Source organism: Blastochloris tepida, assembly GCF_003966715.1.
Classification (GTDB): domain Bacteria; phylum Pseudomonadota; class Alphaproteobacteria; order Rhizobiales; family Xanthobacteraceae; genus Blastochloris; species Blastochloris tepida.
On record NZ_AP018907.1, the window covers coordinates 388,213 to 412,539 of the forward strand.

At 68.3% G+C, this 24,327-nt stretch carries 25 protein-coding genes; 13 read left to right on the forward strand and 12 right to left on the reverse strand.

What is annotated here, in order from left to right; translation table 11 throughout:
- Positions 1 to 19: 19 nt before the first annotated feature.
- Genes BLTE_RS01695 through BLTE_RS01720 form a run of 6 tightly spaced genes read right to left on the reverse strand, consistent with a single transcriptional unit; the run spans position 20 to position 4,813 of the window.
- Positions 20 to 721: an ABC transporter ATP-binding protein gene (locus BLTE_RS01695; protein WP_126397013.1), complete on the reverse strand. Its 702-nt coding sequence runs from the start codon at positions 719 to 721 to the stop codon at positions 20 to 22.
- 22 nt (positions 722 to 743) lie between these two features.
- On the reverse strand, positions 744 to 1,538 hold the full coding sequence (locus BLTE_RS01700; protein WP_126397015.1) for an ABC transporter ATP-binding protein: 795 nt from the start codon (positions 1,536 to 1,538) through the stop codon (positions 744 to 746).
- Positions 1,535 to 2,482, reverse strand: coding sequence for a branched-chain amino acid ABC transporter permease (locus BLTE_RS01705; RefSeq protein WP_126397017.1), 948 nt, complete (start codon positions 2,480 to 2,482; stop codon positions 1,535 to 1,537). The genes BLTE_RS01700 and BLTE_RS01705 overlap by 4 nt, the downstream gene beginning before the upstream one ends.
- Entirely contained in the window at positions 2,482 to 3,354 is an 873-nt protein-coding gene (locus BLTE_RS01710; RefSeq protein WP_126397019.1) for a branched-chain amino acid ABC transporter permease, read from the reverse strand. The genes BLTE_RS01705 and BLTE_RS01710 overlap by 1 nt, the downstream gene beginning before the upstream one ends.
- Positions 3,355 to 3,373: 19 nt before the next feature.
- On the reverse strand, positions 3,374 to 3,586 hold the full coding sequence (locus BLTE_RS01715; protein WP_126397021.1) for a hypothetical protein: 213 nt from the start codon (positions 3,584 to 3,586) through the stop codon (positions 3,374 to 3,376).
- Between the two features lie 33 nt (positions 3,587 to 3,619).
- The gene (locus BLTE_RS01720; protein WP_126397023.1) at positions 3,620 to 4,813 is read right to left on the reverse strand and encodes an ABC transporter substrate-binding protein; all 1,194 of its coding nucleotides are present in this window, start codon (positions 4,811 to 4,813) and stop codon (positions 3,620 to 3,622) included.
- Positions 4,814 to 5,678: 865 nt separating this feature from the next.
- On the opposite strand from BLTE_RS01720, the gene paaI reads away from it, so the two are divergent.
- From paaI to BLTE_RS01740, 4 genes are all read left to right on the forward strand, one after another.
- The gene (paaI, locus tag BLTE_RS01725) at positions 5,679 to 6,101 is read left to right on the forward strand and encodes a hydroxyphenylacetyl-CoA thioesterase PaaI (protein WP_197723256.1); all 423 of its coding nucleotides are present in this window, start codon (positions 5,679 to 5,681) and stop codon (positions 6,099 to 6,101) included.
- A gap of 51 nt (positions 6,102 to 6,152) precedes the next feature.
- The gene (locus tag BLTE_RS01730; protein ID WP_126397025.1) at positions 6,153 to 6,767 is read left to right on the forward strand and encodes a hypothetical protein; all 615 of its coding nucleotides are present in this window, start codon (positions 6,153 to 6,155) and stop codon (positions 6,765 to 6,767) included.
- A 161-nt stretch (positions 6,768 to 6,928) separates the two neighbouring features.
- Positions 6,929 to 8,239, forward strand: coding sequence for a phenylacetate--CoA ligase PaaK (gene paaK / locus BLTE_RS01735; protein ID WP_126397027.1), 1,311 nt, complete (start codon positions 6,929 to 6,931; stop codon positions 8,237 to 8,239).
- A gap of 227 nt (positions 8,240 to 8,466) precedes the next feature.
- A complete protein-coding gene (locus tag BLTE_RS01740) occupies positions 8,467 to 8,799 on the forward strand; it encodes a c-type cytochrome (RefSeq protein WP_126397029.1) in 333 nt (110 codons plus the stop codon).
- A gap of 32 nt (positions 8,800 to 8,831) precedes the next feature.
- On the opposite strand, the gene BLTE_RS01745 is transcribed toward BLTE_RS01740, so the two are convergent.
- Both BLTE_RS01745 and BLTE_RS01750 read right to left on the reverse strand, forming a co-directional pair.
- On the reverse strand, positions 8,832 to 9,908 hold the full coding sequence (locus BLTE_RS01745) for a coiled-coil domain-containing protein (RefSeq protein ID WP_126397031.1): 1,077 nt from the start codon (positions 9,906 to 9,908) through the stop codon (positions 8,832 to 8,834).
- Positions 9,909 to 10,240: 332 nt separating this feature from the next.
- Positions 10,241 to 10,837, reverse strand: a complete 597-nt coding sequence (locus tag BLTE_RS01750; RefSeq protein ID WP_126397033.1) for a DUF1134 domain-containing protein — start codon at positions 10,835 to 10,837, stop codon at positions 10,241 to 10,243.
- A 245-nt stretch (positions 10,838 to 11,082) separates the two neighbouring features.
- Between BLTE_RS01750 and BLTE_RS01755 the strand changes: the two genes are divergently transcribed.
- Positions 11,083 to 11,487: a YHS domain-containing (seleno)protein gene (locus tag BLTE_RS01755; protein ID WP_126397035.1), complete on the forward strand. Its 405-nt coding sequence runs from the start codon at positions 11,083 to 11,085 to the stop codon at positions 11,485 to 11,487.
- A 443-nt stretch (positions 11,488 to 11,930) separates the two neighbouring features.
- Here BLTE_RS01755 and BLTE_RS01760 read toward each other — a convergent pair whose 3' ends face one another.
- On the reverse strand, positions 11,931 to 12,752 hold the full coding sequence (locus tag BLTE_RS01760) for a 3'(2'),5'-bisphosphate nucleotidase CysQ family protein (RefSeq protein WP_126397037.1): 822 nt from the start codon (positions 12,750 to 12,752) through the stop codon (positions 11,931 to 11,933).
- Positions 12,753 to 12,892: 140 nt separating this feature from the next.
- On the opposite strand from BLTE_RS01760, the gene chpT reads away from it, so the two are divergent.
- From chpT to BLTE_RS01790, 6 genes are all read left to right on the forward strand, one after another.
- A complete protein-coding gene (gene chpT, locus BLTE_RS01765; protein WP_126397039.1) occupies positions 12,893 to 13,618 on the forward strand; it encodes a histidine phosphotransferase ChpT in 726 nt (241 codons plus the stop codon).
- Positions 13,619 to 13,888: 270 nt separating this feature from the next.
- The gene (locus BLTE_RS01770; protein WP_126397041.1) at positions 13,889 to 16,720 is read left to right on the forward strand and encodes a hybrid sensor histidine kinase/response regulator; all 2,832 of its coding nucleotides are present in this window, start codon (positions 13,889 to 13,891) and stop codon (positions 16,718 to 16,720) included.
- A gap of 17 nt (positions 16,721 to 16,737) precedes the next feature.
- Entirely contained in the window at positions 16,738 to 17,199 is a 462-nt protein-coding gene (locus BLTE_RS01775; RefSeq protein ID WP_126401995.1) for a chemotaxis protein CheW, read from the forward strand.
- A gap of 14 nt (positions 17,200 to 17,213) precedes the next feature.
- On the forward strand, positions 17,214 to 17,579 hold the full coding sequence (locus tag BLTE_RS01780; protein ID WP_126397043.1) for a response regulator: 366 nt from the start codon (positions 17,214 to 17,216) through the stop codon (positions 17,577 to 17,579).
- 76 nt (positions 17,580 to 17,655) lie between these two features.
- Positions 17,656 to 18,807: a protein-glutamate methylesterase/protein-glutamine glutaminase gene (locus BLTE_RS01785; RefSeq protein ID WP_244600078.1), complete on the forward strand. Its 1,152-nt coding sequence runs from the start codon at positions 17,656 to 17,658 to the stop codon at positions 18,805 to 18,807.
- Positions 18,804 to 19,679 (forward strand): CheR family methyltransferase, encoded by an 876-nt coding sequence (locus BLTE_RS01790; RefSeq protein ID WP_126397045.1) that lies wholly within the window; start codon positions 18,804 to 18,806, stop codon positions 19,677 to 19,679. Before BLTE_RS01785 ends, BLTE_RS01790 begins: the two co-directional genes overlap by 4 nt.
- Before the next feature lie 151 nt (positions 19,680 to 19,830).
- Here the strand turns inward: BLTE_RS01790 and BLTE_RS01795 are convergent, their stop codons facing one another.
- Positions 19,831 to 20,274, reverse strand: a complete 444-nt coding sequence (locus tag BLTE_RS01795; protein ID WP_126397047.1) for a DUF411 domain-containing protein — start codon at positions 20,272 to 20,274, stop codon at positions 19,831 to 19,833.
- 179 nt (positions 20,275 to 20,453) lie between these two features.
- A complete protein-coding gene (gene ctrA / locus BLTE_RS01800) occupies positions 20,454 to 21,155 on the reverse strand; it encodes a response regulator transcription factor CtrA (RefSeq protein WP_126397049.1) in 702 nt (233 codons plus the stop codon).
- Positions 21,156 to 21,529: 374 nt separating this feature from the next.
- Between ctrA and fliI the strand changes: the two genes are divergently transcribed.
- Positions 21,530 to 22,858: a flagellar protein export ATPase FliI gene (fliI, locus tag BLTE_RS01805; protein WP_126397051.1), complete on the forward strand. Its 1,329-nt coding sequence runs from the start codon at positions 21,530 to 21,532 to the stop codon at positions 22,856 to 22,858.
- Between the two features lie 368 nt (positions 22,859 to 23,226).
- Positions 23,227 to 23,634: a flagellar export protein FliJ gene (fliJ, locus tag BLTE_RS01810; protein WP_126397053.1), complete on the forward strand. Its 408-nt coding sequence runs from the start codon at positions 23,227 to 23,229 to the stop codon at positions 23,632 to 23,634.
- Positions 23,635 to 24,073: 439 nt separating this feature from the next.
- Here the strand turns inward: fliJ and BLTE_RS01815 are convergent, their stop codons facing one another.
- Positions 24,074 to 24,319: a hypothetical protein gene (locus BLTE_RS01815; RefSeq protein ID WP_126397055.1), complete on the reverse strand. Its 246-nt coding sequence runs from the start codon at positions 24,317 to 24,319 to the stop codon at positions 24,074 to 24,076.
- Positions 24,320 to 24,327: the final 8 nt, after the last annotated feature.

Sequence of the window (24,327 nt, forward strand, 5' to 3'; positions counted from 1 at the left end):
TCGGCGGCCTTGCGGCCGGTTACAACCCCAGATATGCCTCGCGGACCCGCGGCTCGGCGATCAGCGCCGCGCCGGTGCCGGAAAGCGCGATGCGGCCGGTCTCGATGACATAGCCGCGGTCGGCGATCTGCAGCGCGGCGAAGGCGTTCTGCTCGACCACGAGCACGGTCACCCCCTCGGCCGCGAGCCGCCTGATCACCGCGAACACCTGCTCGACCAGAAGCGGCGCGAGGCCCATGCTCGGCTCGTCCAGCAGGAGCAGCTTCGGCCGCGACATGAGGGCGCGGCCCATCGCCAGCATCTGCTGCTGGCCGCCGGAGAGCGCGCCGGCCGCCTGATCGCGCCGCTCCTTCAGCACCGGGAACATGTCGTAGACATGCTCAAGGCTCAGCGCGGCCTCGGCCCGGCCGCGGCGATAGGCGCCGAGCCGGAGATTGTCGGCGACGCTGAGCGGCTTGAACACGTGCCGGCCCTCGGGCACCTGCGCCAGGCCCAGCGCCACGCGGCGGTGGGCGGCCAAGGCCTCGATGCGCTGGCCGGCGAAGGTGACGGTGCCGCGCCGGATCGGCTGCACGCCGGAGATGGCGCGCAGCAGCGTGGTCTTGCCGGCGCCGTTGGCGCCGACCAGGGCCACGACCTCGCCGGCCTCGACCTTGAGCGAGACGCCGTGCAGGGCCTCGATGCGGCCATAGGCGCTGACGAGGTCGGCGACTTCAAGCATCGGCGCCTCAAGCATCGGCGTCTCAAGCATAGGAGGGGGCCTCGGCGAGGCGGTGGGCGGCGTCGCGGCCGAGATAGGCCTCGATCACCCGCGGATCGCGCGCCACCGCGTGCGGCTCGCCCTCGGTCAAGACCCGGCCCTCGACCAGCACCAGCACGCGGTTCGAGATGCCCATCACCAGCTTCATGTCGTGCTCGATCAGCACGATCGTGATGCCGCTCGCGGCGATCTCGACCAGCAGGCGGTCGATCTCCTCGGTCTCGGCGGCGTTGCAGCCGGCGGCGGGCTCGTCGAGCAGCAGCAGGCGCGGCTCGGTGGCGAGCGCGCGGGCGATCTCCAGCCGCTTCATCGCGCCATAGGGCAGGGCGCCGGCCAGCCGTCCGGCCTCGCCGTCCAGCCCGACGCGGGCGAGGCAGGCCATGGCCAGCTCGCGCGAGCGCCGCTCCTGGGCGCGGGTGGCCGGCGAGCGCACGAGATGGCCGAGGATCGCCCGCGTCTCGTGGCGGTGGCGGCCGGTCATCGCGTTCTCCAGCACCGTCATGCGGGTGAAGAGCTGCAGGTTCTGGAAGGTGCGCGACAGGCCGAGGCTGGCCAGGGTCGCCGGCCGCAGGCCGGTGACGTCGAGGCCGTCGACGGCGATGGTGCCGTCCGCCGTGCGGTAGACGCCGGAGATCAGGTTGAACAGCGTGGTCTTGCCGGCGCCGTTCGGGCCGATGATCGAGAAGATCATCCCGCGCGGCACCGCGAACGACACGTCGTCGAGGGCGCGGATGCCGCCAAACGCGATGCCGAGGCCGTCGACCTTGAGAATGCTCATGGCGTGGGCCTCGACGTCAGGCGCGCCGCGAGCCCGGGCACGATGCCGCCGCGCAGGAAGATCATGAACAGGATGATCATCACCCCCAGCACCAGTGTCTCGTACTCCTGAAACACGGTGAGCACCTGGGGCAGGATGACCAGCACCGCGGCGCCGACGATCGAGCCGAGGATCGAGCCGAGCCCGCCGATCACCGCCATGGTCACGAACTCGACCGAGCGCAGGAAGCTGCCGACGTCCGGCGTGACGTGGCCGCTGAACAGCGCGAGCGCCGCGCCGGCCACGGCGGCATAGATGGAAGCCGCGACGAACACCACGAGCTTGTAGCGGGCGACGTCGATGCCCAGCACCTCGGCGGCGACCTCGGAATCGTGCAGCGCGCGCAGCGCCCGCCCGGTCGGGCTGTTGAGCAGGTTGAGCGCGGCGACGACGCCGAGGATCAAGAGGCCGCCGCTGATCCAGTACCAGGTTTCCGGCGCGCGCAGCTTGAAGCCGAACACCGTGGCGCGGGCCACCGCCATGCCGTCCGGGCCGCCGGTGACGGCGACCTCGGCATTCAGCACCATGGTGATCAGCATGCCGATGCCGAGCGTGGCGACGGCGAGGTGCTGGCCGCGAAGCCGCAGGATCGGCCGGCCGATGGCGAAGGCCAGGGCTGCGGCCAGCGCGACGCCGGTGACGGCGGCCAGCAATGGCGGCCAGCCGAACTGCGCCGGCAGGATGGCGGTGCCATAGGCGCCGATAGCGAAGAAGCCGGCATGGCCGAGGCTGACCTGGCCGGCATAGCCCATCAGCAGATTGAGGCCGATCACCGCCAGCGCGCTGATGAACACCAGGGCGCCGACCCGGTAGTAATAGGCCGAGGGCAGCACGAGGCCCGGCAGCACGACGATCAGCACGGTGGCGGCCAGGATCAGCACCGCGGGGGAGATCTTCAGCGCCATCACACCCGCTCCACGTGCTTCACCCGGGCGAGCCCGCCCGGCATGACGATCAGCACGGCGATGAGGATGGCGAAGGCCACCGCGTCCTTATAGGTGGAGGACAGATAGCCGGCCGCAAACGATTCCAGCAGGCCGAGCAGCAGCCCGCCGGCCACCGCGCCCAGCGGATTGCCGATGCCGCCCAGCACCGCCGCGGCGAAGCCCTTGAGCGACAGGATCACGCCGACATCGTAGCTGGTCAGCGTGATCGGCGTGACCAGGATGCCGGCAATGGCGCCGATGGCGGCCGACATGGCGAAGCAGAAGCCGACGATGACGGAGGTGTTGATGCCGGCGAGGCGCGCCGCCATGCGGTCGGCGGCGGTGGCGAGCACCGCCTTGCCGAACAGCGTGCGGGCGAGGAACACCCTCAGCGCCAGCACGATCACCGCCATGCCGCCGACCACCCAGAACGCCTGCGGCTGCACCGAAGCGCCCAATAGCGACACCGGCTCCTCGCCCGAGAAGCCGGGCAGCTTGTGGAACTGCTTGTCGAACACCAGGGGCGCGGCGCCGCGCAGCACCAGCGACACGCCGATGGTGAGGATGATCAGCGTCACCGCATTGGCGCCGCGTGCCGGCTCGATGACGAGGGTGTGCACCAGCAGGCCGGTCGCCACCGCCACCGCCACGGCGATGAGCGCCGCCAGCGGAATCGGCAGGCCGAGCGCGGCGAGGAACACGGTCGCCATGCCGCCCAGCATGACGAACTCGCCCTGGGCGAAGTTCACCACGCTGGAGGCGTTGTAGATCAGCGTGAAGCCCAGCGCGACGAGCGCATAGACGGCGCCGACGGTCAGCCCCGACATGGCGAACTGGACGAAATCGGCCATCAGGCGCGTCCCGGTACGATTACGGTGTGTCGTCATCCCGGGGCTCGCGCAGCGAGAACCCGGGATCGTCTGCAGCGTGCAGCGGCTGGAGCGCGACCTGATCCGACTGCATCAGATCTGGCGCTCTAACTCTTTGAATTGTCGCATTCTCTTTTGCAAAACCGGTATCCACTTTTGCGGAGAATGCTTCAATCTCCACGCGGTCCCGGGTCGCGCGGCGGATGCTGCGCATGCCGCCGCTTGCCCGGGACGACGCAGTTTGCCGTCACTCCACCAGCGTCCAGTCGCCGCTGCGCACTTCGAGCAGTTTGAAGGCGGTGAGGTCGAGGCCCATATGGTCGTCCGGCGTCATGTTGAAGATGCCGGCGGTGCCGATGAAGCCCTGGGTCTTCTCGATCTCGTCGCGGATCCTGGCGGCGTCCGACGATTTCGCCCGGTCGAGCGCGCCCTTGAGGATGAACAGCGCGTCGAAGGCGTGGCCGCCGAAGGTCGAGACTTGGCCCTTGGTGGCCGCCTCATAGGAGGTCTTGTAGCCCAGCGCGATGGCCTTCTGGGGGTCGCTGTCGGGCAGCTTCTCGGCCACCAGCAGGGCGGCGGCGGGCAGGCGCACGCCCTCGGCGGCGTCGCCGGCCAGCTCGATGAAGCTTTTCGAGGCAACGCCGTGGCTCTGATAGAGCGGCAAGGTGATGCCGAGCTGGCGCACGTTGCGCGTCACGATCGCCGGCCCCTGGCCCATGCCGGGATTGACCAGCGCCTGGATGCCGGGCGCACCCTTGAGGTTGGTGAGCTGGGCGGTCATGTCGGAATCGCGCGGGCCGTAGGTTTCCTCGGCGACGATCTCGATGCCGTACTTGGCATTGACCTTGACGCACTGGTCGCGCATCGACTTGCCGAAGCCGTCGGTGCCGGAGATGATGCCGACCTTGGCCAAATTCTGCTTCTTGAGATCCTCGAAGATCTTCTCGCAGGCCATGCGGTCGGTGTGCGGGGTCTTGAACACCCACTTCTTGGTGGGCTCGACGATGCCGACCGCCCCGGCGAACGAGACGAACGGGATCTCGGCATCCTCGAACACCGGGATCATCGCCATGGTGGTGCCCGACGTGGTGCCGCCCAGCACCGCGGCCACCTTGTCCTCCTCCACCAGCCGGGTGGCGAAGGTGCGCGCCTTGTCGGCGTCGCCGCCATCGTCATAGATGATCAGCTTGATGGTATCGCCGTTGATGCCGCCGGCCTTGTTGATCTCCTCGGCATAGAGCTTCAGCGTCTTCTCCTCGGGATCGCCGAGGAAGGCGGCGGGGCCGGTCGCCGACAGGACCGAGCCGATCCTGATCTCCCCGGCCTGGGCCGCGCCGCCGAAACCGGCCGCGAGGCCGAGCGCCAGCGTGGATGCCGTTGCGGTCAGCCGGGCGGCCGCCAGCAGTCTTGCCGTCACTGTCGTCGTCGCTCTTGCCGTCATGGGTGCTCCCCCTCGATGGTGCGGTTGGTCCGCGCATTTTTCTGAATTGTTGTCAGGCTGCGCTCATAGCGCATCGCTGCCTTGCGTGGAAAGCTGCTCTTTTGGCGAGCCCGGCGTATTGACCTCTGTCAATTCCCGGCGCGCGCCGCAGCCGTCCGGACGGAATCGCGCCGCGGGGCCCGGTGTGGGGCCGCGGCCGAGATCTCATACGGTTTCCGGTTGATCCCTTCGGGATACCGGAAACGGGCTCGCCGAAAACCCTTTTGTTCGGGAACGGGATTTTCGGCGATCGGAATACGATTCTCCGGCTTGATCAGCCGGAAATCGTATCAGCGGAAATCCTTGTTCGGAAACGCGATTCCTGGCGGAATGGCGGTTGATCGCCGCCACTTCGGGCCGTAATCCTTGACTAAACCGAACGTGTCCGGGCCGACCCCACCCCAACGGCTCCCGGCGGCAAGCCGCCTTCATCGTCGGAGGGTCGGATTTCCGGCGGCAGATCGAGACGGCGTCCGGCCAATTTCTGGATTCTGGCTTCGCTGCGCCACCGCGAAGCCCCCAACCCCTCCCCACCGCTCGCGAAGCTCGCGGGGGGAGGGGAGAAGCGGGATGCCTCTTCTGCCCTCCATGAGCACAATGAGGATCGGCGGGGACGGGCGCACGGCCTTCTTCTCCCCTCCCCCCATGAACGAAAGTGAATGGCGGGGAGGGGTCGGGGGTGGGGGGCGCGGAATGCCCCGGCGCGCGTCGTCTAAACGGAACGTGTCCGGGCCGACCCCACCCAACGGCTCCCGGCGGCGAGGCGCCTTCGTCGCCGGCGGGTCGGATTTTCGGTATCAAACTGATAGAAAACGTGAGAACGCGAATGGACATGACGCCCGAGGAAATCGCCCGCCGCTCCGCCGATGCGATGATGCCCGACGACAAGGCGCCTGCTGCGCTCGGCATCGTCATCGAGGCGGTGGGACCGGGCGAGGCCGCCGCGTCGATGGTGGTGACCGAGGCGATGGTCAACGGCCACGGCACCTGCCATGGCGGCTACATCTTCGCGCTGGCCGACACCGCCTTCGCCTATGCCTGCAATTCCTACGGCCAGCGGGCGGTGGCGCAGCACTGCTCGATCAGCTTCCTCAAGCCGGCCCAGATCGGCATGAAGCTCACCGCGCTGGCCCGCGAGCGCCACCGGGCCGAGCGCTCCGGCATCTATGACGTGACCTTGACCGCGGACGGCGCGACGATCGCCGAGTTCCGCGGCCACAGCCGCATCGTGCCGGGCACGCTGATCTGATCTGATCCGCCGGCCGGGCGTAGGACCATGGGTCACCATTTGGAGCTATCCATGACGGCTTTCGGACGGTTTGTTGCGGCGCTTGCGGTGCCGCTCGCGCTTGCCGCGCCGCTGGCGTTTGGCCCCGCCGGTGCGGCGTTGGCTGAGACCTCGGCGGCGGAGACGGCGGAAGCCTCGCGCTGCCCCGGCATCGCCGACGCGGCCGAGCGGCTCCGGTGCTTCGACGCCGAGAGCGCCAAGGCGACGCAGACCGACAAGGCGGCGCGGACCGACAGGCCCGCGGCTGAGACCCAGCCTGCCGGCTGGGTGCTGGAGCGCCGGCGCGATCCCCTCACCGATGGCGTGGCCTGCGTCATCTCCCCGCCCGGCAGGCCCGATGTCCGGGTCGGCCGCGAGGAGATGGTTGTCAGGTTCGGGCAGCGCGGCGGCGTCGCGCGCTACCGCTTCCGGATCGACAATTCCGAGCCGAGCCGGGTGCGCACCCTGCCGCGCAGGGACCGCGCCGTGCAGGAGGTGCGCTTCCGCGGCAAGGTGTTCGACCGCATCCTGGTCGGCCGCCGCCTCGTGCTCGAAGTCACGACCTTCGGCGCCGGCGTGGTGACCGAGGAATTCGATCTGGCCGGGCTTTCGGCCCAGCACGACCGCTTGCTGCGCGAGTGCCCGTGATCCCTTGTTCAGGCAGAGGGGCGGGCGGCCAAAAAAATCGCCGCGGCCCGCCGGCTACGTGATCAACCGCAATGAAGCGCGAGGAAGGCCGGCGCTATTGCCTGCCCCCGAACGTGGCGTTCGCGTGTCCGGACCGCCCAAGCCTGAGGAAGGAAAGCACGATGTTGGACCTCTCACCGCGCCCGGGCGATCTCGAGCCGATCGAAACCGCCTCGCGCGACGAACTGTCGGCGGTGCAGTTCGAGCGCCTGAAATGGACGCTGCGCCACGCCTATGAGAACGTCCCGCATTACCGTGCCAAGTTCGCCGCCGCCGGCGTCCATCCCGACGACCTGAAGACCCTGGCCGATCTCGGCAAATTCCCCTTCACCACCAAGCAGGACCTGCGTGACACCTATCCCTTCGGCATGTTCGCGGTGCCGCAGTCGCAGGTGCTCCGCGTCCACGCTTCCTCCGGCACCACCGGCCGGCCGACCGTGGTCGGCTACTCCAAGGCCGACATCGACATGTGGGCCGACGTGATGGCGCGCTCGATGCGCGCGGCCGGCGCCCGGCCGGGCATGAAGGTCCACGTCTCCTATGGCTATGGCCTGTTCACCGGCGGGCTCGGCGCCCATTACGGCGCGGAGCGGCTGGGCTGCACCGTCATTCCGGTGTCCGGCGGCATGACCGAGCGTCAGGTGCAGCTGATGCGCGACTTCCAGCCCGACGTCATCATGGTGACGCCGTCCTACATGCTGGCGCTGCTCGACGAGTTCCGGCGCATCAAGGTCGACGCCCGCACCTGCAGCCTGAAGGTCGGCATGTTCGGCGCCGAGCCGTGGACCAACGCCATGCGCCACGAGATCGAGGAGGCGTTCGACATGCACGCCATCGACGTCTACGGCCTGTCGGAGGTGATCGGCCCGGGCGTCGCAAATGAGTGCGTCGAGACCAAGGACGGCCTGCACGTCTGGGAGGACCACTTCTATCCCGAGATCATCGATCCGGTGACCGGGGCGGTGCTGCCGGACGGCGAATTCGGCGAGCTGGTGTTCACGTCCCTCACCAAGGAGGCGATGCCGATCATCCGCTACCGCACCCGTGATCTCAGCCGGCTCCTGCCCGGCACCGCGCGCTCGATGCGGCGGATGGAGAAGGTGTCGGGCCGCTCCGACGATATGATCATCCTGCGCGGCGTCAACGTGTTTCCGAGCCAGATCGAGGAGCAGATCCTCAAATGCTCGGGGCTCGCGCCGCACTACGTCATCGAGCTCGGCCGAGAAGGCCGCCTCGACACCATGAGCGTGCTGGTCGAGGCTCGGCCGGAAGCCACCGACGCGGCCGTCCGCGCCACCCAGGCCAAGGAGCTGATGCACCACGTCAAGGCGGTGGTGGGCGTCTCCGTCCGGGTCAATGTGGTCGATCCCAATTCGATCGAGCGCTCGATCGGCAAGGCCAAGCGCGTGCTCGACATGCGGCCCAGGGAATAGCAAGGGAATAGACAAGCCGGGGCAGGGCGTTGCCGGGGCCGGCCCGCTCTGCGACACTCGCACTGTTTCCGGTTGATCCCTTCGGGATACCGGAAACGATCTCGCCGAAAATCCTTGTTCGAGGACGGGATTTTCGGCGAATGGAATACGGTTCTCCGGCCCTTGGGCCGGAAACCGTATGATCCCGCCACGCTTCGCGGCATCGCGACAAACGCAGCAGGTGCATCATGCGGCTTTCTGGAACCGGCATCGCCCTCGGGGCTTCGATCGTGTGGCTCGCGCTGGCGGGCGCAGGGCAGCCGGTGGCGGCGCCGGGCGCCGATGCGGCGGCCGGCCGGGTGCTGGCCGAGCGCTGGTGCTCCGGCTGTCATCTGGTCGATGACCAGCAGCCGCAGGGCAATGACGGGGTGCCGACCTTCCGCTCGATCGGCGCCAAGCCCTGGACGGACGCCACCTTCGCCGCCGCCATCGCTTCGCCGCACCCGCCGATGCCGAAGCTCGACCTCACCCGCAAGGAGATGGCCGACCTGCTCGCCTTCGTCCGCAGCCGGGCGCAGTGATACGAAACCGGGCCTGAGCTGCCGCCCAGGCGTCAGGGGTTGGCGGCGCGGGCCTGAAGGGTGCGGATGCGCTCGGCGAGCGAGGCGGGAGCCGCGGGCGCCTCCGTGCCCGCCCCGTTCAGTCTGGCGGGTTCGGCGATCAGCGCCGGGATCGGCGAGCCGGGTCCCTCGATCTGGGCGGTGAGGCGGGCGATCTCGGCGGCGACGTCGGTGATGCGTTCGCGCAGCAGCGCGTTCTCGCTGCGCTCGGCCGCGCCGGTGCCCTCGGCCTGCCGCTTGGCCTCGACCAGATCATGCCGCAGCCGGGCGATCTCCTCGCGGGCCTGGGCCAGCGCACTCTCCAGCACGCCATTCTCGGTGGTCAGCGCCGCCATTGCGGCGTTGAGCGCGGCGGGGCCGCGCTCGGCCTCGCCTTCGAGCACGGCGATGCGCTTCATCAGCATGTCGCGCTCGCGCACATGGCCGGCCAGCCGGTTCTCGAGGTCGGCGAGGCGGACGGCCATGCGCGCGGCCCGGTTGCGCTCGTCGAGGACCTGCTCCAGCTCCTGCTCCCGCGCCGCAAGCCGCTGGCGCAGGCTCGCCGCCTGGGCGGTGAGCGTGGCGATCTCGGCCTTCTGGTCGTGCGACAGGTTGGCGGTCTCATCGACGAGCCGCTGCAGGCCGGCGAGCGAGGCCTCGCGGTCCGACAGCAGAGCGGAGACCTGTTCGAGCGTCTGGGTGCGGGCGGCAAGCTCCTGCTGCACGGCGGCCAGATGGTCGGCCAGCGCCCGGTCCTGCGAGCCCAGCGCCTGCAGGCTCGCGTCCTTCTCGGCAAGCTCGGCCTTGAGGGCGAGGATGGTCTCGGTCCTGCGGCCGATCTCGGCCAGCTGCTCGGCGGACTTCTGGCGCAGCGTCTCGGCCTCGATCTCCACCCGCCGGACGGCCACCGCATATTCGGCGCGGATCTGGTCCTTGTCGGCCTGGATCTCGGCGAGCGAGACCGGCACGAGGCTCTCGATCCGCCGGCGGGTGAGGCGGACGGCGCGGTTCCACACCGCCGGCATCGCGGTGAGCGCGAGCGCGGTGGCCAGGAGGAAGCCGAGGGCGAAATACATGATCGCTTCGATCATGTGCGACCTTTCTGCGGGAGCCGGCGGCGAGCGCCGCGGCCCCGGCCTTGAGAAGCGCCGCATGCCCTGGGCCGAACGGACGATTTCCGGCAGGGACACGCTCCCGGAACGCGGTTCCGGGGCCGCGCGGCCCGGGCGTTGCGGCGGGCCGCGATTTCGCAGCATTCATGCCATGGCGGCACGGCGGCTGCCAGTAAAAGCACGGCCCGCCGCAGCACAAAGATGCGGTGGCGGACCAGGGGCGCCGCCGTTGCGGCCGCCGGAGGATCCCGCAGGATCCGTCACGATGCGGCAGGCGGCCCGGCAGGGAGCGCAGCAGGCCGCAACCCGGGTCAGAACGGGTTCCAGGTCGGCTGCCGCGTGAACTTCAGATAGCCGACATTGGCGCCGAGACGCAGGCCGATGCCCGAGCGGATCGGCACCACCGTCACGCCATCGGCGGTGAGCGCGGTGATGCCGAAGCCGGCGACCAGATAGGCCGAGCCGGCGATGCCGGGGAAGCGCTGGAAGATGTCGGTCACCTGCCGCATGTTGTAGACCAGCATCATGGTGCGGGCGCCGTCGCCGCCGAAGTCGAAGCCGAGCGAGGGCCCCTGCCAGAACACCGGCATGTCGCCGGCATTGCGGGTGTAGAGCGTGCCCTCGCCATAGCGCAGGCCGACGGCGAAGGCGCCGGTGCCCTCCTGGCCGAGGATGTAGCCGTTCGGCAGGCCCCATTTCGACACCACGTCCTGGATGGCTTCGGCCAGCCCGCGCGAGATGCTGCCGAAGAAGCTGTGGCCGGCCTGGACCAGCTCGTCGGGCTTGAAATGGCCGACGCGGCTCTGCGGGGGCGGCGCCTGATCGTGACCCTGGGCCTGACCGGGTGCGAACGGGGCGCCGGCAAGAACAGCAAGGAGGGCGAACAGCAGAATCCGAAGGCGGATCATCGGTCGTGCTCCGGTTGGACGGGATGAAGGATTAACGCGGCGCTCACCGCCCGTTCCTATACTCGGTCTGGTACGCGATCTTGGCGAAGGTTCTCCGCGCCGCAGGCGGCGCGAATCGCCACAGCGAAGGCAAAGTAATAGACATGAGTATGGCGTGTACTGGGCAGTCGCGGTGGCGGGCGCTCCGCCGGTGGCGCCCCGCGTGGCCAGCGCTCCTGATCGCCTTTGCACTGCTCGGCTCGGCCGTGGCCGCCACCAATGAGCGGGTGGTGGCCGACCGCCATTCGGGCCTGGCGCTGTGGGGCTACGACCCGGTGGCCTACCATTTGGAGGGCGCGGCCCGGCAGGGCAGCGCCAAGTATGAGCTTGCGCACGCGAATGTCGTCTGGCGCTTCGTCAATGCCGGCAACCTCGCCGCCTTCAAGGAGGCGCCCGACGACTATATGCCGGCGTTCGGCGGCCACGATCCCTCGGCGGTGGCCCGCAAGGCGGCGGTGCCCGGCAATCCCGAAGTGTTCGCGGTGTGGTCCGGCCGGCTCCTGCTGTTCCGCAACGAGGCCAGCCGCGAGCGGTTCTTCACCGATCCGGCAAACGCCTTCCGGGCCGCCGAATCCGGCTGGGACGAGGCCGCCAGGACGCTGCCGCGGTGAGACAGTCGTCCGGGCGATCGGCCTGGAATCGTGGTCGGAAGACCGCTGCCCAGGTGGGCTACGGTATTCACGGATCTGATTCTGTGCTGAGCCATCAATGGCTTAATGGACAGGCTGCGGATGTCTCATCGAGAACGCGGTGGATCGGCAGTTACCGGGGGCCGCAGGATTGAACTCGTCATGCCCGCGCTTGCAGCCAAGCTTGCGCAGGCTGCATGAATTTGCCTGCGCGGGCATCCACGTCTTGAAAACCTATTTGAAAACAAAGACGTGGATGGCCGGGACAAGCCCGGCCATGACGACGGCGGGCTTGTGCCAGACGCCGCAGGCGCAAATCACGCCGAAAGAGATCGCGTTTCGGCTCGATCTCTCTCGGCCCAGGCGATTCAGATCCGTGAATGCCGTAGGCCCGGGTGGGAGAGGGAAGAAAGAAGCAGCGCCGGTCAATCCGAGGCCGGCGCGCCCGAGGCCCGGAAGCCGTTGACGGCAAAGCCTTCCTCCGCCTTGCCATAGAGGAGGGGCGAGCCGTCCGGCGCCGTCACCGTGCCGCCGGCGGCGATCAGCAGCGCGTGGCCGGCGGCGATGTCCCATTCGCGCACCATGCCCAGCCGCAGATAGAGGTCAGCCCGGCCCTCGGCGATGACGGCGAACTTCAGCGCCGAGCCGAGCCTGAGGCAGGTCGTTGGGCCGAGCGCGGCCACCGCCCGCTCGGTCTCCGGGTCGAGATGGGTGCGGCTCAGCGCCACGGTCGGCACCGCCGGGCGCGGCCGGCAATGGATCGGCTGCCAGGCCGAGCGCGGCGCGAGCCCGTCCCGCGCCGGGGCGGCCCGCCAGGCGCCGGCGCCGACCAGCCCGAGCCAGGTGTCGCCGCCCACCGGCGCGTGCACCACGCCGAGCACCGGCCGGCCACCGACGACGAGCGCGATATTGACGGCGTATTCGCCGTTGCCGGCCAGGAATTCCTTGGTGCCGTCGAGCGGATCGACCAGGAACAGCCTGTCCTTGGCCGGGGGCACGATGCCGGCCGCCACCGCCTCCTCGGAGGCCGCCGGAATGCCGGGGCAGAGGTCGGCGAGGCCGGCGAGCACGATCGCCTCCGAGGCCCGGTCGGCCTCGGTGACAGGGCTGCCGTCCGCCTTCAGGTGGGCCGGGGCGCCGGCGGTGCGCACCGCCTCGATGCGGCGGCCGGCCTGGACGGCGAGGTTGCCCAGAGCGGCGAGCAGGTCGAGGTCACGCAGGCGGCAATCGCCGTTCGAATCAATCATGTTGCCCAATCGCGCCGTCAGCCTTGGCAGCGCGGGGCATGCCGGTGTATCCGAACCCAGCCGCGACGTCGGCGAATCGTGGCACTCTCTCCGGCCACCGGAAGGCTCCCATGTCGAACGCTCCGATGTCGAACGCTCCGATGTCCGACCCTTTCAAGTCCGAGGCTCCCAAGGCTGACGCTCCCAAGGCCGATGCTCCCAAGGCTGAGGCTTTCAAGACCGAGGCTGCGGCCTCCGAGGTGTTCGCCCTCGAAGGCCTCGATCTTGCGGCTCTTGTCGCGAGCCGCGTCTGTCATGATGTCATCAGCCCGGTCGGGGCGATCGTCAATGGCCTGGAGGTTCTCGACGAGAACAACCAGGACGAGGACATGCGGGCCTTCGCCCTCAACCTCATCCGCAAGAGCGCGCGGCAGGCCTCGGCCCGCCTGCAGTTCTGCCGGCTGGCGTTCGGCGCCGCCGGCTCGGCCGGCGCCGAGGTCGATACCGGCGATGCCGAGACGGTCGCCCGCGGCGTGCTCGACGACGAGCGCACCAAGCTGATCTGGGACGTGCCGCGCCGGCTGATGCCGAAGAACCGGGTGAAGCTCCTGCTCAATCTGGTGGTGCTGGCGGGCAACACGATCCCGCGCGGCGGCGTCATCCAGGTGCGCAGCGAAGGCGACGGCTTCCGGGTGGTGGCCGAAGGCACCAATCCGCGCGTGCCCGCCGGCATCCGCGAGCTTCTGGCCGGCCATCCCGCCAACGGCCATATCGACGGCACTCTGATCCAGCCCTTCTATACCGGGCTGCTCGCCCGCACCGCCGGCCTGAGCGTGACGGTGGCGGTGGAGCCGGGCGGCGTGTCGTTCAACGTCGCCAGCGCCTGACCCTGCACCCCTGCCGCTACGCGGCGGCGCGGCGCCTCCGGTAACCGTTTCGAGCGGGCCGGATGCGCGCGGTACGTGCGCGAGGATCAATACTGGCGCAATCCTGGTTTGTGCGAGCGAATACCGTAAACGGATTGTCTACCTTACCGGCCGGGCAATGGTTCCCGCCGATTCATTTCAGTCAATTTTAACGCATGTCTCCGACACTGCCTGAATGATCCGGGCGATCGTCCGGTTCAGTCCGCCATGTGCGACCGAGGCGTGCCCCTCATGGACGATCTACTTCGCGAATTCCTGACCGAGACCAACGAGAGCTTGGATACGGTCGACGTTCAGCTTGTCCGGTTCGAACAGGACCCGAACGACAAGAAGATCCTCGACAATATCTTCCGTCTTGTTCACACCATCAAGGGAACCTGCGGCTTCCTCGGCCTGCCCCGGCTGGAAGCCCTGGCGCATGCCGCCGAGACCCTGATGGGCAAGTTCCGTGACGGCATGCCGGTGACCGGCGAGGCGGTGACGCTGATCCTGTCCACCATCGACCGGCTGAAGCTGGTGCTGGACGGGCTGGAGCGCCAGGAGGAGGAGCCGGCCGGCTCCGACGAGGACCTGATCGGCCAGCTCGAACAGATGGCGCTCCACGGCGCCGCCGAGATCGCCGCGCCGCCCACCGCGCCGGAGGCCGAGAGCCCGCAGGCGCAGCCGGAAGCGGAGCCGGAGACGGCTGTCGGCGTCCTGGTCGAGCAGACGCTGGAGCGGCCGCTGCGGCCGGGCGAGGTGTCGCTCGACGAGCTGGAGCGGGCGTTCCGCGAGACCGCGGTCGAGCTGCCGGAGCCGGTGGCCGAGCCGGCCCAGGTCGCGATGGACCTCGAAGCGGCCGACATCGAGGTGGTCGAGGCGAAGGCGCCCGAACCCATGGCAGCCGAGGCGAAGAAGCCCGAGCCCAATAAGGTCGAGGCCAAGACGCCTGAGGCCAAGAAGCCCGAGGTGAAGAAGCCCGAGGTGAAGAAGGCCGCTCCCAAGGCCGAGGACGACGACAAGGCGCCGGAGTCGATGGTCAAGAACCAGAGCATCCGCGTCAATGTCGAGACGCTCGAACACCTGATGACCATGGTGTCCGAGCTGGTGCTGACCCGCAATCAGCTGCTCGAAATCGTCCGCCGCCACGAGGATTCCGAATTCAAGGTGCCGCTGCAGCGGCTGTCCAACGTCACCGCCGAGCTGCAGGAAGGCGTGATGAAGACGCGCATGCAGCCGATCGGCAATGCGTGGCAGAAGCTGCCGCGCATCGTGCGCGACCTCGCCAACGAGCTTGGCAAGTCGATCGAGCTGGAATCCGTGGGCGCGGAGACCGAGCTCGACCGGCAGGTGCTCGACCTGATCAAGGACCCGCTCACCCACATGGTGCGCAACTCCGCCGACCACGGGCTCGAAGGCCCGGAGGAGCGGCGCGCCAACGGCAAGTCGGAGACCGGAACCATCCGCCTGTCCGCCTTCCACGAGGGCGGCCACATCATCATCGAGATCGCCGACGACGGGCGCGGCCTCAACACCGAGAAGATCAAGGCCAAGGCGATCGCCAACGGGCTGGTCAGCGAGGCCGACGCCGAGAAGCTGTCGGAGAGCCAGATCCAGAAGTTCATCTTCGCGCCGGGCTTCTCGACCGCGGCCAAGGTGACCTCGGTGTCGGGGCGCGGCGTCGGCATGGACGTGGTGCGCACCAATATCGACCAGATCGGCGGCACCATCGATCTCAAGTCGGTCTATGGCGAAGGCACCACCGTCACCATCAAGATCCCGCTGACGCTCGCCATCGTCTCGGCGCTGATCGTCGAGGCCGGCGGCGACCGCTTCGCCATTCCGCAGCTGGCGGTGGTCGAGCTGGTGCGGGCGCAGACCAATTCCGACCACCGCATCGAGCGCATCAAGGACACCCCGGTGCTCCGCCTGCGCAACAAGCTTCTGCCGCTCGTGCATCTGAAGCGGCTGCTCAAGATCGACGGCGGCCAGAAGCTCGACGAGGAGTCCGGCTTCATCGTGGTGACGCAGGTCGGCAACCAGACCTTCGGCATCGTGGTCGACGGCGTGTTCCACACCGAGGAAATCGTCGTCAAGCCGATGTCCTCGAAGCTGCGCCACATCCCGATGTTCTCCGGCAACACCATTCTCGGCGACGGCTCGGTGATCATGATCATCGATCCGAACGGCATCGCCGCGGCGTTCGGCGCCGGCACCGAGGCGCACCGCGCCGAGGAGGACGATGCCGAGGCGGCGCACGCGCAGGCCGCCGGTCAGACGCTGTCGATGCTGGTGTTCCGCGCCGGCTCGCCCGAGCCCAAGGCGGTGCCGCTGTCGCTGGTGACGCGCCTGGAGGAGATCGACGCGACCAAGATCGAGCGTTCCAACGGCCGCTGGCTGGTGCAGTATCGTGGCAGCCTGATGCCGCTGGTCACCGTCAATCCGCACGTCACGGTGCGCAGCGAGGGAACCCAGCCGATGCTGGTGTTCTCCGAGGCCGGCCGCTCGATGGGCCTCGTCGTCGACGAGATCGTCGACATCGTCGAGGATCGCCTCAACATCGAGGTGGCGAGCGAGCAGCCGGGCGTGCTCGGCTCGGCGGTGATCAAGGGTCAGGCGACCGAGGTCATCGACATCGGCCACTATCTGCCGATGGCGTTCGAGGACTGGATGTCGCGCAAGTCGATCCGCGTCGGCGGTCCGTCGCCGAAGCTGCTGTTCGTCGACGACTCGCCGTTCTTCCGCAACATGCTGACGCCGGTGCTGCGGGCGGCGGGCTACGAGGTGGTGGCCTGCACCGACGGCGAGGCGGCGCTGGCGACGCTGAAGCAGGATCCGCGCTTCGACATCGTCGTCGCCGACGTCGAGATGCCGGGCATGGACGGCTTCGAGCTGGCCGAGCAGGTCAAGGCCGATCCGCGCACCAAGCACATGCCGATGATCGCGCTGTCGTCGGTGGCGACGCCCGCCTCCATCGAGCGCGGCCGCAGCGTCGGCTTCGACGATCACATCGCCAAGTTCGACCGCCAGGGCCTGATCGCCGCGCTCAAGGAATGCTCGGTCGAGTGGGAGAAGGCGGCGTGAGCGGCGAGGGAACCACCATGACCACGGCAATGAGCCAGGACACCACGGAATTCGTCACCGTGCTGATCGGCGGGCAGCTGTTCGGGCTTCCCATCGAGCGCGTGCACGACGTGTTCATGCCCGACCGGCTGACGCGCGTGCCGCTGGCGGCGCCGGAGCTGGCCGGCGTGCTCAATCTGCGCGGCCGCATCGTCACCGCCATCGACATGCGGGTGCGGCTCGGGCTGCCCGCCCGCGACGACGGCAAGACCAACATGGCTGTCGGCATCGAGCACAAGGGCGAAAGCTACGGCCTGCTGATCGATCAGGTCGGCGAGGTGCTGAAGGTGTCGGAAGCGACGCACGAGGCCAATCCGGCCAATCTCGATCCGCGCTGGGCGCGGGTGTCGGCCGGCGTGCATCGCCTCGACGGCCAGTTGATGGTGATCCTCGATGTCGATCGGGTGCTCGACAACGGCATCGACGCCCTCGCGGCCTGAACGGAGTGGATGACATGAAGACGTGTCTGGTGGTCGACGATTCGAGCGTCATCCGGAAGGTGGCGCGCCGCATCATCGAGGGCTTCAAGTTCTCGGTGAACGAGGCCGAGGACGGCGAGAAGGCGCTGGATGCCTGCCGCCGGCAGATGCCCGACGCCGTGCTGCTCGACTGGAACATGCCGGTGATGGACGGCTACGAGTTCCTCAAGCACCTGCGCGCCATGCCGGGCGGCTCGGCGCCGAAGGTGGTGTTCTGCACCACCGAGAACGACGTCGCCCACATCGCCCGCGCGCTGCACGCCGGCGCAAACGAATACATCATGAAGCCGTTCGACAAGGAGATCGTCGAGGCCAAGTTCCAGGAAGTCGGCTTGATCTGAGCCGCGCCGATCCGGCACGGGCCGCGTGCGTGGTGCGCGGGCCCGGACCCATTCCCCCTTGCGACGCGTGCCGAAGATGACTGCCACCGCTCCGATCCTCGCCTCCACCGACCAGCCGATCCGCGTGATGATCGTGGACGACGCCGTCGTCGTGCGCGGCCTCGTGTCGCGGTGGCTGGCCGAGGAGACGGGCGTCGAGGTCGTGGCCTCGCTGCGCAACGGCCGCGAGGCGGTCGACCAGTTCAACCGCTACGATCCGGACGTGGTGGTGCTGGACATCGAGATGCCCGAGCTCGACGGCATCTCCACCCTGCCGCTGCTGCTTGAGAAGAAACGCGATCTCATCGTCATAATGGCGTCGACGCTGACGCGCCGCAACGCCGAGATCTCGCTCAAGGCGCTGTCGCTCGGCGCCGCCGACTACATCCCCAAGCCCGAGACCAACCGCGACGTCACCACCTCGACGACGTTCCGCCGCGAGCTGGTCGACAAGATCAAGAGCCTCGCCGCGCGCCGCCGCCGCACCGCGCCGCGGCCGGCGCCGGCCGTGGCGCCGGTGGCCGGCCGGCCGGCCGCACCGCCCTTGACGCCGCGCCTCGGGCCGCTGCCCGCCGACATCAGGCTGCGGCCGTTTCCGCCGACGCCGCCGCGCGTCATCGCCATCGGCTCGTCGACCGGCGGGCCGCAGGCGCTGCAGGTGGTGCTGAAGGGGCTGGCGCCGATCGCGGCGCGCTTTCCCATCATCATCACCCAGCACATGCCGCCGACCTTCACCACCATTCTCGCCGAGCATCTCGGCCGCGCCAGTGGCCGGCCGGCGCACGAGGGCATCGACGGCGAGCCGATCACCGCCGGCACCATCTATGTCGCGCCGGGCGGCCGCCACATGGTCATCAAGCGCGTCAACAACGTGCCGGTGATCGGGCTCGAGGACGGGCCGCCGGTGAACTACTGCAAGCCGGCGGTCGACCCGCTGTTCGCTTCGGCCGCCGACGCCTATGGCGCGGGCCTGCTCGCGGTCGTGCTCACCGGCATGGGCTCGGACGGCGCCCATGGCGCGGGCGACGTCGTCGCCCATGGCGGGGGGGTCATCGCCCAGGACGAGGCGACCAGCGTCGTCTGGGGCATGCCCGGCGCCACCGCTCATTCCGGGGTGTGTTCGGCGGTGCTGCCGCTCAATGACATCGCCCCGCGCATCATCCGTCTCGCATCGGGAGATCGCCTGTGACGCCGCTCGATTACGAGTATCTGCGCAAGTTCCTCAAGGAGCGCTCCGGGCTGCTGCTGTCCAACGACAAGCAGTATCTCATCGAAAGCCGCCTGCTGCCGGTGGCGCGGAAGGCGGGGCTCGCCTCGATCTCCGATCTCGTCGCCAAGCTGAAGGCGCCGGGCGCCGAGCGGCTCGCGGTCGAGGTCACCGAGGCGATGACCACCAACGAGTCGTTCTTCTTCCGCGACAAGGTGCCGTTCGACCATTTCCGCGACACCATGCTGCCGAAGGCGATGGCGCTGCGGGCCAAGGAGCGCCGCCTGCGCATCTGGTGCGCGGCTGCCTCCACCGGCCAGGAGCCCTATTCGCTGGCCATCCTGCTCAAGGAGGCCGCCGACAGACTGGTCGGCTGGCGGGTCGAGATCATCGGCACCGACCTGTCGAACGAGGTGCTGGAGAAGGCCAGGGCCGGCGTCTACAGCCAGTTCGAGGTGCAGCGCGGCCTGCCGATCCAGATGCTGGTGAAGTATTTCGACCAGTCCGGCGACATCTGGCAGATCAAGCCCGAGATCCGGGCGATGGTGCAGTACCGGCCGCTCAACCTGCTGAACGATTTCTCGTCGCTCGGCACGTTCGACATCGTGTTCTGCCGCAACGTGCTGATCTATTTCGACCAGGACACCAAGATCGACGTGCTGAAGCGGATCGCCAAGATCACCGTGCCGGAAGGCTTCCTGGTGCTCGGCGCCGCCGAGACGGTGGTGGGCCTCACCGACGCCTTCGTGCCGGTGCCGGACAAGCGCGGTCTCTATCAGCCCAATGTCAGCGGCAAGCCGGGGCTCGGCTCGATCGGCCAGCCGCGCCTCGCGGCGGCGGGCGCGCGGGTGTGATCCGGTTTCCGGCTGATCAAGCCGGAGAACCGTATTCCGATCGCCGAAAAATCCCTTCCAACTCAAGGATTTTTCGGCGAGACCGTTTCCGGTATCCCGAAGGGATCAACCGGAAACCGTATGATCCGTTGTGGATGGCCGCCGCGTCCGCTCAATATGTCGCGTAAGGGCGAGTGCCGCCCCGAAGATCGATCAGCAGGACATCGAAGCGTTCGCGCGGGGCGCCTTCCATGCCGGGCGAGCCGCCGGGCATGCCCGGCACCGTGAGACCGCGGGCCGGCGCATTCTCGGCGATCAGCCGCCGGATGTCGGCGGCCGGGACGTGACCTTCCACGACATAGCCGCCGACCAGCGCCGTGTGGCACGAGGCGAGTGCATCGGTGATTCCGCGTGCGCGCTTCAGTGCGGCGAGGGCGTCGGCTGCGAGATCGTGGGTTCGCACCCGGAAACCGTTCGCCTCGAGGTGGCGCACCCAGGCGCCGCAGCATCCGCAGGACGGATCGCTGTAGACGTCGATGTCGGGCGCCGCCGCCCAGGCCCGCCGGGGTGCGAGGGCGAGGAGGCCGAGGGCGAGGACGGCGCGGCGATGGAGCATGGCGGCCTCCCGGATGACGCGGCGACGCGACAGCTTCGGACGGCCTGAACGCACCGTCAACTGCCGTTAGAGCGTGATCCGATCTGACCGCATCAGGGCGGAGAATGCTCTATTGGAGCCCGGAATACAAAAGGCCCCGCGTGAGCGGGGCCAGGACGGGGGGCTTGCGGAAGAGGGTCTCAGGCTGGAATACGCTCGTCGGTGTCGGACGGCTCGCGCAGCACGTAGCCGCGGCCCCACACGGTCTCGATGTAGTTTTTGCCGTTGGAGGCGTTGGCCAGCTTCTTGCGCAGCTTGCAGATGAAGACGTCGATGATCTTCAGCTCCGGCTCGTCCATGCCGCCATAGAGATGGTTGAGGAACATCTCCTTGGTCAGCGTCGTGCCCTTGCGCAGGCTGAGGAGTTCCAGCATCTGGTACTCCTTGCCGGTGAGATGGACGCGGGCGCCGTGCACCTCGACGGTCTTGGTGTCGAGATTGACGATCAGGTCGCCGGTGGCGATGACCGATTGGGCGTGCCCCTTCGAGCGCCGCACGATGGCGTGGATGCGCGCGATCAGCTCGTCCTTGTGGAACGGCTTGGTCAGGTAGTCGTCGGCGCCGAAGCCGAGACCCTTCACCTTGTCCTCGATGCCGGCGAGGCCGGAGAGGATCAGGATGGGCGTCTTGACCTTGGAGACGCGCAGGGTGCGCAGCACCTCGTAGCCGGACATGTCCGGCAAGTTGAGGTCGAGCAGGATGATGTCGTAGTCGTAGAGCTTGCCCAAGTCGACGCCTTCCTCACCGAGGTCGGTCGTATAGACGTTGAAGCTCTCCGACTTGAGCATCAGCTCGATGCTCTGCGCGGTCGCGCTGTCGTCCTCAATCAGCAGGACACGCATAAGTATCCCCTTCCCGCCAATAAGCGGCGACCCGGACCCCAGCCGCTCGTCTCACGAACTCGGTTCGGAACAATCGATTCGATCCTAACGAACGATGGTTAACAAAGTCTGATTCGGCGGCGCAATAGGCCCCTGCACGACTCCTTACGAATCACGCTAAGATTCGTCCATCGACCGCGTTTCGTATCGCACCCCGTTCATGCATCGCCGGAGGAATTCCGCATAAATGGTTTGTCCGTTGAGACCTTTGGCCGCTGCTGCCGACCGTCTCCCCGAACCGGACCGATTATTAACGAGGCGGGTAAACAAATCGTTTACTCCGGCGGCGCCTTTGCGGCGATCCACCAAATTGCCGCCATTCGAGGGACCGAGACATGAAGGCGCTGGCCGATCAGATCGCCGAGATCGGCGCGGTGGAGATCTATGGCCGCGTCGCCACGGTGCGCGGCCTGCTGGTCGAGGTCGCCGGGCCGGTCAATTCGATGCCGATCGGCGCGCGCATCTCGGTGGAGACGGCGCCGGGGCGCGCGATCCCCTGCGAGGTGGTCGGCTTCGTCGCCGGCCGGGCGCTGCTGATGCCGTTCTCCGACCTTGAGGGCGTGCGGCGCGGCTGCCGGGCCATCGTGTCGCCGGTGGTGCCGAGCGTGCGGCCCTCGGCCGGCTGGCTGGGCCGGGTCGTCAACGCCATGGGCGAGCCGGTGGACGGCAAGGGGCCGCTGCCGCCAGGTGCCGAGCCCTATCCGTTCCGCAATTCGCCGCCCTCCGCCCATGCCCGCCGCCGGGTCGGCGGGCCGCTCGATCTCGGGGTGCGGGCGTTGAACACCTTCCTCACCTGCTGCCGCGGCCAGCGCATGGGCATCTTCGCCGGCTCCGGCGTCGGCAAGTCGGTGCTGCTGTCGATGCTGGCGCGGAACACCGTGGCCGATGTGTCGGTGATCGGCCTGGTCGGCGAGCGCGGCCGCGAGGTCAAGGAGTTCCTGGAGGACGATCTCGGCGAGGAGGGGCTCAAGCGGGCGGTGGTGGTGGTGGCCACCTCCGACGAGCCGGCCCTGATGCGCCGGCAGGCGGCCTATCTGACGCTGGCGATCGCCGAATATTTTCGCGACCAGGGCGCCGACGTGCTGTGCATGATGGATTCGGTCACCCGCTTCGCCATGGCGCAGCGTGAGATCGGCCTCTCCACCGGCGAGCCGCCGACCGCCAAGGGCTATACGCCCACCGTGTTCACCGAGCTGCCGCGGCTGCTGGAGCGCGCCGGCCCCGGGGTCGGCGAGGGCACCATCACCGGCATCTTCTCGGTGCTGGTGGATGGCGACGACCACAACGAGCCGGTGGCCGACGCGGTGCGCGGGATTCTCGACGGCCATATCGTGATGGAGCGGTCGATCGCCGAGCGCGGGCGCTATCCGGCGATCAATGTGCTGAAGTCGGTGTCGCGCACCATGCCGCGGTCCTGCGACCCGGCCTATTGGCCGGCGGTGCAGCGGGCCAAGCGGGTGCTCGCCACCTATGCCGACATGGAGGAGCTGATCCGGCTCGGCGCCTACCGGGCCGGCGCCAGCCCCGAGGTGGACGAGGCGATCGGGCTCACGCCGGCGCTGGAGACGTTCCTGGCCCAGGCCAAGGACGATTCCACCTCGCTCGCCGACGGCTACCGCCGGCTGGCCGAGATCGTCGGCGTGGCGAAGGCCGGGACGAAATGATGCTGCCTCCAGCTTGAGCAGCCGGAAGCCTTATAACGTAACGTCAGGTTGCCGGCGCAGCCGGCGACAATTCCCGATCGATCTTAAGGTTTACCGGAGATCACCTCGGGTCCCTCGGTAGGTGGCTCTATCTTATCTTATTGTTTTCAAGGGATATTCCTGCGGGTGGGCTTTGGCGCGCCGGCCCCTGAAGCCGGATTTCGCATCTTTCGCGAGCCGGGGCGAGGCCACTCCCGCGGCCGGATTTCAGATCGGCGGTTTCCCGGTAACCAAAGTTCAACGCCTCGCCCCTATGGTCAGGACGTTCAGCTGCATCCTGCCGTTGTCCCGATTTCGAAGGCGATCTGCCGCATTCCAGTGTCGAGTCCATGAAGTCGCGTGAAACGCTCATCCGCTTGAAACGCTTCCAGGTCGACGAACGTCGCCGGCATGTGGTTCAGATCGAGTCCATGATCGCCGATTTCGAGCGGATGGCCTCCGATCTCGACCGCGAGATCCTGACCGAACAGGAACGCGCCGGCATCGACGATCCCGGCCATTTCGCCTATCCGACCTACGCCAAGGCGGCGATGACGCGGCGCGACAATCTGCGCCGGTCGGCCGACGAGCTGCGGGCCCAGCTCGACGACGCCCGCGCGCAACTGGGCGAGGCGTTCGAGGAGCTGAAGAAGGTCGAGATCCTCGAGGAGCGCGACCAGGAGCGTGAGCGGCTGGTCGAGGCGGCGCGCGAGCAGGTCGAGCTCGACCGCATCGGCGCCCAATTGCGCCACGCCTGATATCAACGGCCGGCGTTCGCTGCCGTTGGCAGGATCGGCGTTCCGGCCCCGCAGGGCCGGACGTCCGCCTGGAACCTCCCCGACACTGAACAACGCTCCCTTGCCGGCCTCCCCGGCGAGGGATTTGCCGTTGGCGCGCATCGGGATGGGCGGGATGTGCGCCCGCGGCCCTCTCATACGGTTTTCGGCTGATCAGCCGGAGAACCGTATTCCGATCGCCGAAAAACCCGTTATCGAACAAGGGGTTTTCGGCGAGACTGTTTCCGGTATCCCGAAGGGATCAACCGGAAACCGTATCAGCCGCCGGCATCGGCGGCCAAGCTTCCGGCGTGTTCCCATCGCGTGGGCGGGAGGCGGACAAAAAAGAAGCCCCTCACGCCGGAGCGGGAGAGGCCAGAGGGGAGGTTATTCGAAATCGCTGGGTGCGGTCAGGTGGCGCTCACCGGACGAGGTGATCGGTCGCCTCCTGGTGCTGCACGATCACCTTCGGGGCCGGCCGCGCGATCTCGGGCGCGCTGGCCGACAGGGTGATGGTGGAACGGGATGTCGTACGGGAGTCCGCGGTCATCTGCGGCGTATGGGCCAGGATGGCGGTGAGCGTGACGACGATGCCGAGACCGAGCGCCGCAACCACGCCGACGCGCAGGTCCGTATCCTTGGAGCTCGAAATCAGATTGCTGGTCATCGTCCTGC

Bases quoted from the DNA above. Each gene is read 5' to 3' on its own strand.
- BLTE_RS01710 (WP_126397019.1), bottom strand. From the start codon at position 3,354: ATGGCCGATTTCGTCCAGTTCGCCATGTCGGGGCTGACCGTCGGCGCC.
- BLTE_RS01785 (WP_244600078.1), top strand. From the start codon at position 17,656: ATGACTGCCACCGCTCCGATCCTCGCCTCCACCGACCAGCCGATCCGC.
- BLTE_RS01770 (WP_126397041.1), top strand. From the start codon at position 13,889: ATGGACGATCTACTTCGCGAATTCCTGACCGAGACCAACGAGAGCTTG.
- BLTE_RS01750 (WP_126397033.1), bottom strand. From the start codon at position 10,837: ATGATCCGCCTTCGGATTCTGCTGTTCGCCCTCCTTGCTGTTCTTGCC.
- BLTE_RS01715 (WP_126397021.1), bottom strand. From the start codon at position 3,586: ATGCGCAGCATCCGCCGCGCGACCCGGGACCGCGTGGAGATTGAAGCA.
- BLTE_RS01700 (WP_126397015.1), bottom strand. From the start codon at position 1,538: ATGAGCATTCTCAAGGTCGACGGCCTCGGCATCGCGTTTGGCGGCATC.
- BLTE_RS01740 (WP_126397029.1), top strand. From the start codon at position 8,467: ATGCGGCTTTCTGGAACCGGCATCGCCCTCGGGGCTTCGATCGTGTGG.
- BLTE_RS01695 (WP_126397013.1), bottom strand. From the start codon at position 721: ATGCTTGAAGTCGCCGACCTCGTCAGCGCCTATGGCCGCATCGAGGCC.
- paaI (WP_197723256.1), top strand. From the start codon at position 5,679: ATGGACATGACGCCCGAGGAAATCGCCCGCCGCTCCGCCGATGCGATG.
- chpT (WP_126397039.1), top strand. From the start codon at position 12,893: ATGTCCGACCCTTTCAAGTCCGAGGCTCCCAAGGCTGACGCTCCCAAG.
- BLTE_RS01815 (WP_126397055.1), bottom strand. From the start codon at position 24,319: ATGACCAGCAATCTGATTTCGAGCTCCAAGGATACGGACCTGCGCGTC.
- BLTE_RS01705 (WP_126397017.1), bottom strand. From the start codon at position 2,482: ATGGCGCTGAAGATCTCCCCCGCGGTGCTGATCCTGGCCGCCACCGTG.
- BLTE_RS01780 (WP_126397043.1), top strand. From the start codon at position 17,214: ATGAAGACGTGTCTGGTGGTCGACGATTCGAGCGTCATCCGGAAGGTG.
- fliJ (WP_126397053.1), top strand. From the start codon at position 23,227: ATGAAGTCGCGTGAAACGCTCATCCGCTTGAAACGCTTCCAGGTCGAC.
- BLTE_RS01720 (WP_126397023.1), bottom strand. From the start codon at position 4,813: ATGACGGCAAGAGCGACGACGACAGTGACGGCAAGACTGCTGGCGGCC.
- BLTE_RS01730 (WP_126397025.1), top strand. From the start codon at position 6,153: ATGACGGCTTTCGGACGGTTTGTTGCGGCGCTTGCGGTGCCGCTCGCG.
- ctrA (WP_126397049.1), bottom strand. From the start codon at position 21,155: ATGCGTGTCCTGCTGATTGAGGACGACAGCGCGACCGCGCAGAGCATC.
- BLTE_RS01745 (WP_126397031.1), bottom strand. From the start codon at position 9,908: ATGATCGAAGCGATCATGTATTTCGCCCTCGGCTTCCTCCTGGCCACC.
- BLTE_RS01775 (WP_126401995.1), top strand. From the start codon at position 16,738: ATGACCACGGCAATGAGCCAGGACACCACGGAATTCGTCACCGTGCTG.
- BLTE_RS01760 (WP_126397037.1), bottom strand. From the start codon at position 12,752: ATGATTGATTCGAACGGCGATTGCCGCCTGCGTGACCTCGACCTGCTC.
- BLTE_RS01795 (WP_126397047.1), bottom strand. From the start codon at position 20,274: ATGCTCCATCGCCGCGCCGTCCTCGCCCTCGGCCTCCTCGCCCTCGCA.
- paaK (WP_126397027.1), top strand. From the start codon at position 6,929: ATGTTGGACCTCTCACCGCGCCCGGGCGATCTCGAGCCGATCGAAACC.
- fliI (WP_126397051.1), top strand. From the start codon at position 21,530: ATGAAGGCGCTGGCCGATCAGATCGCCGAGATCGGCGCGGTGGAGATC.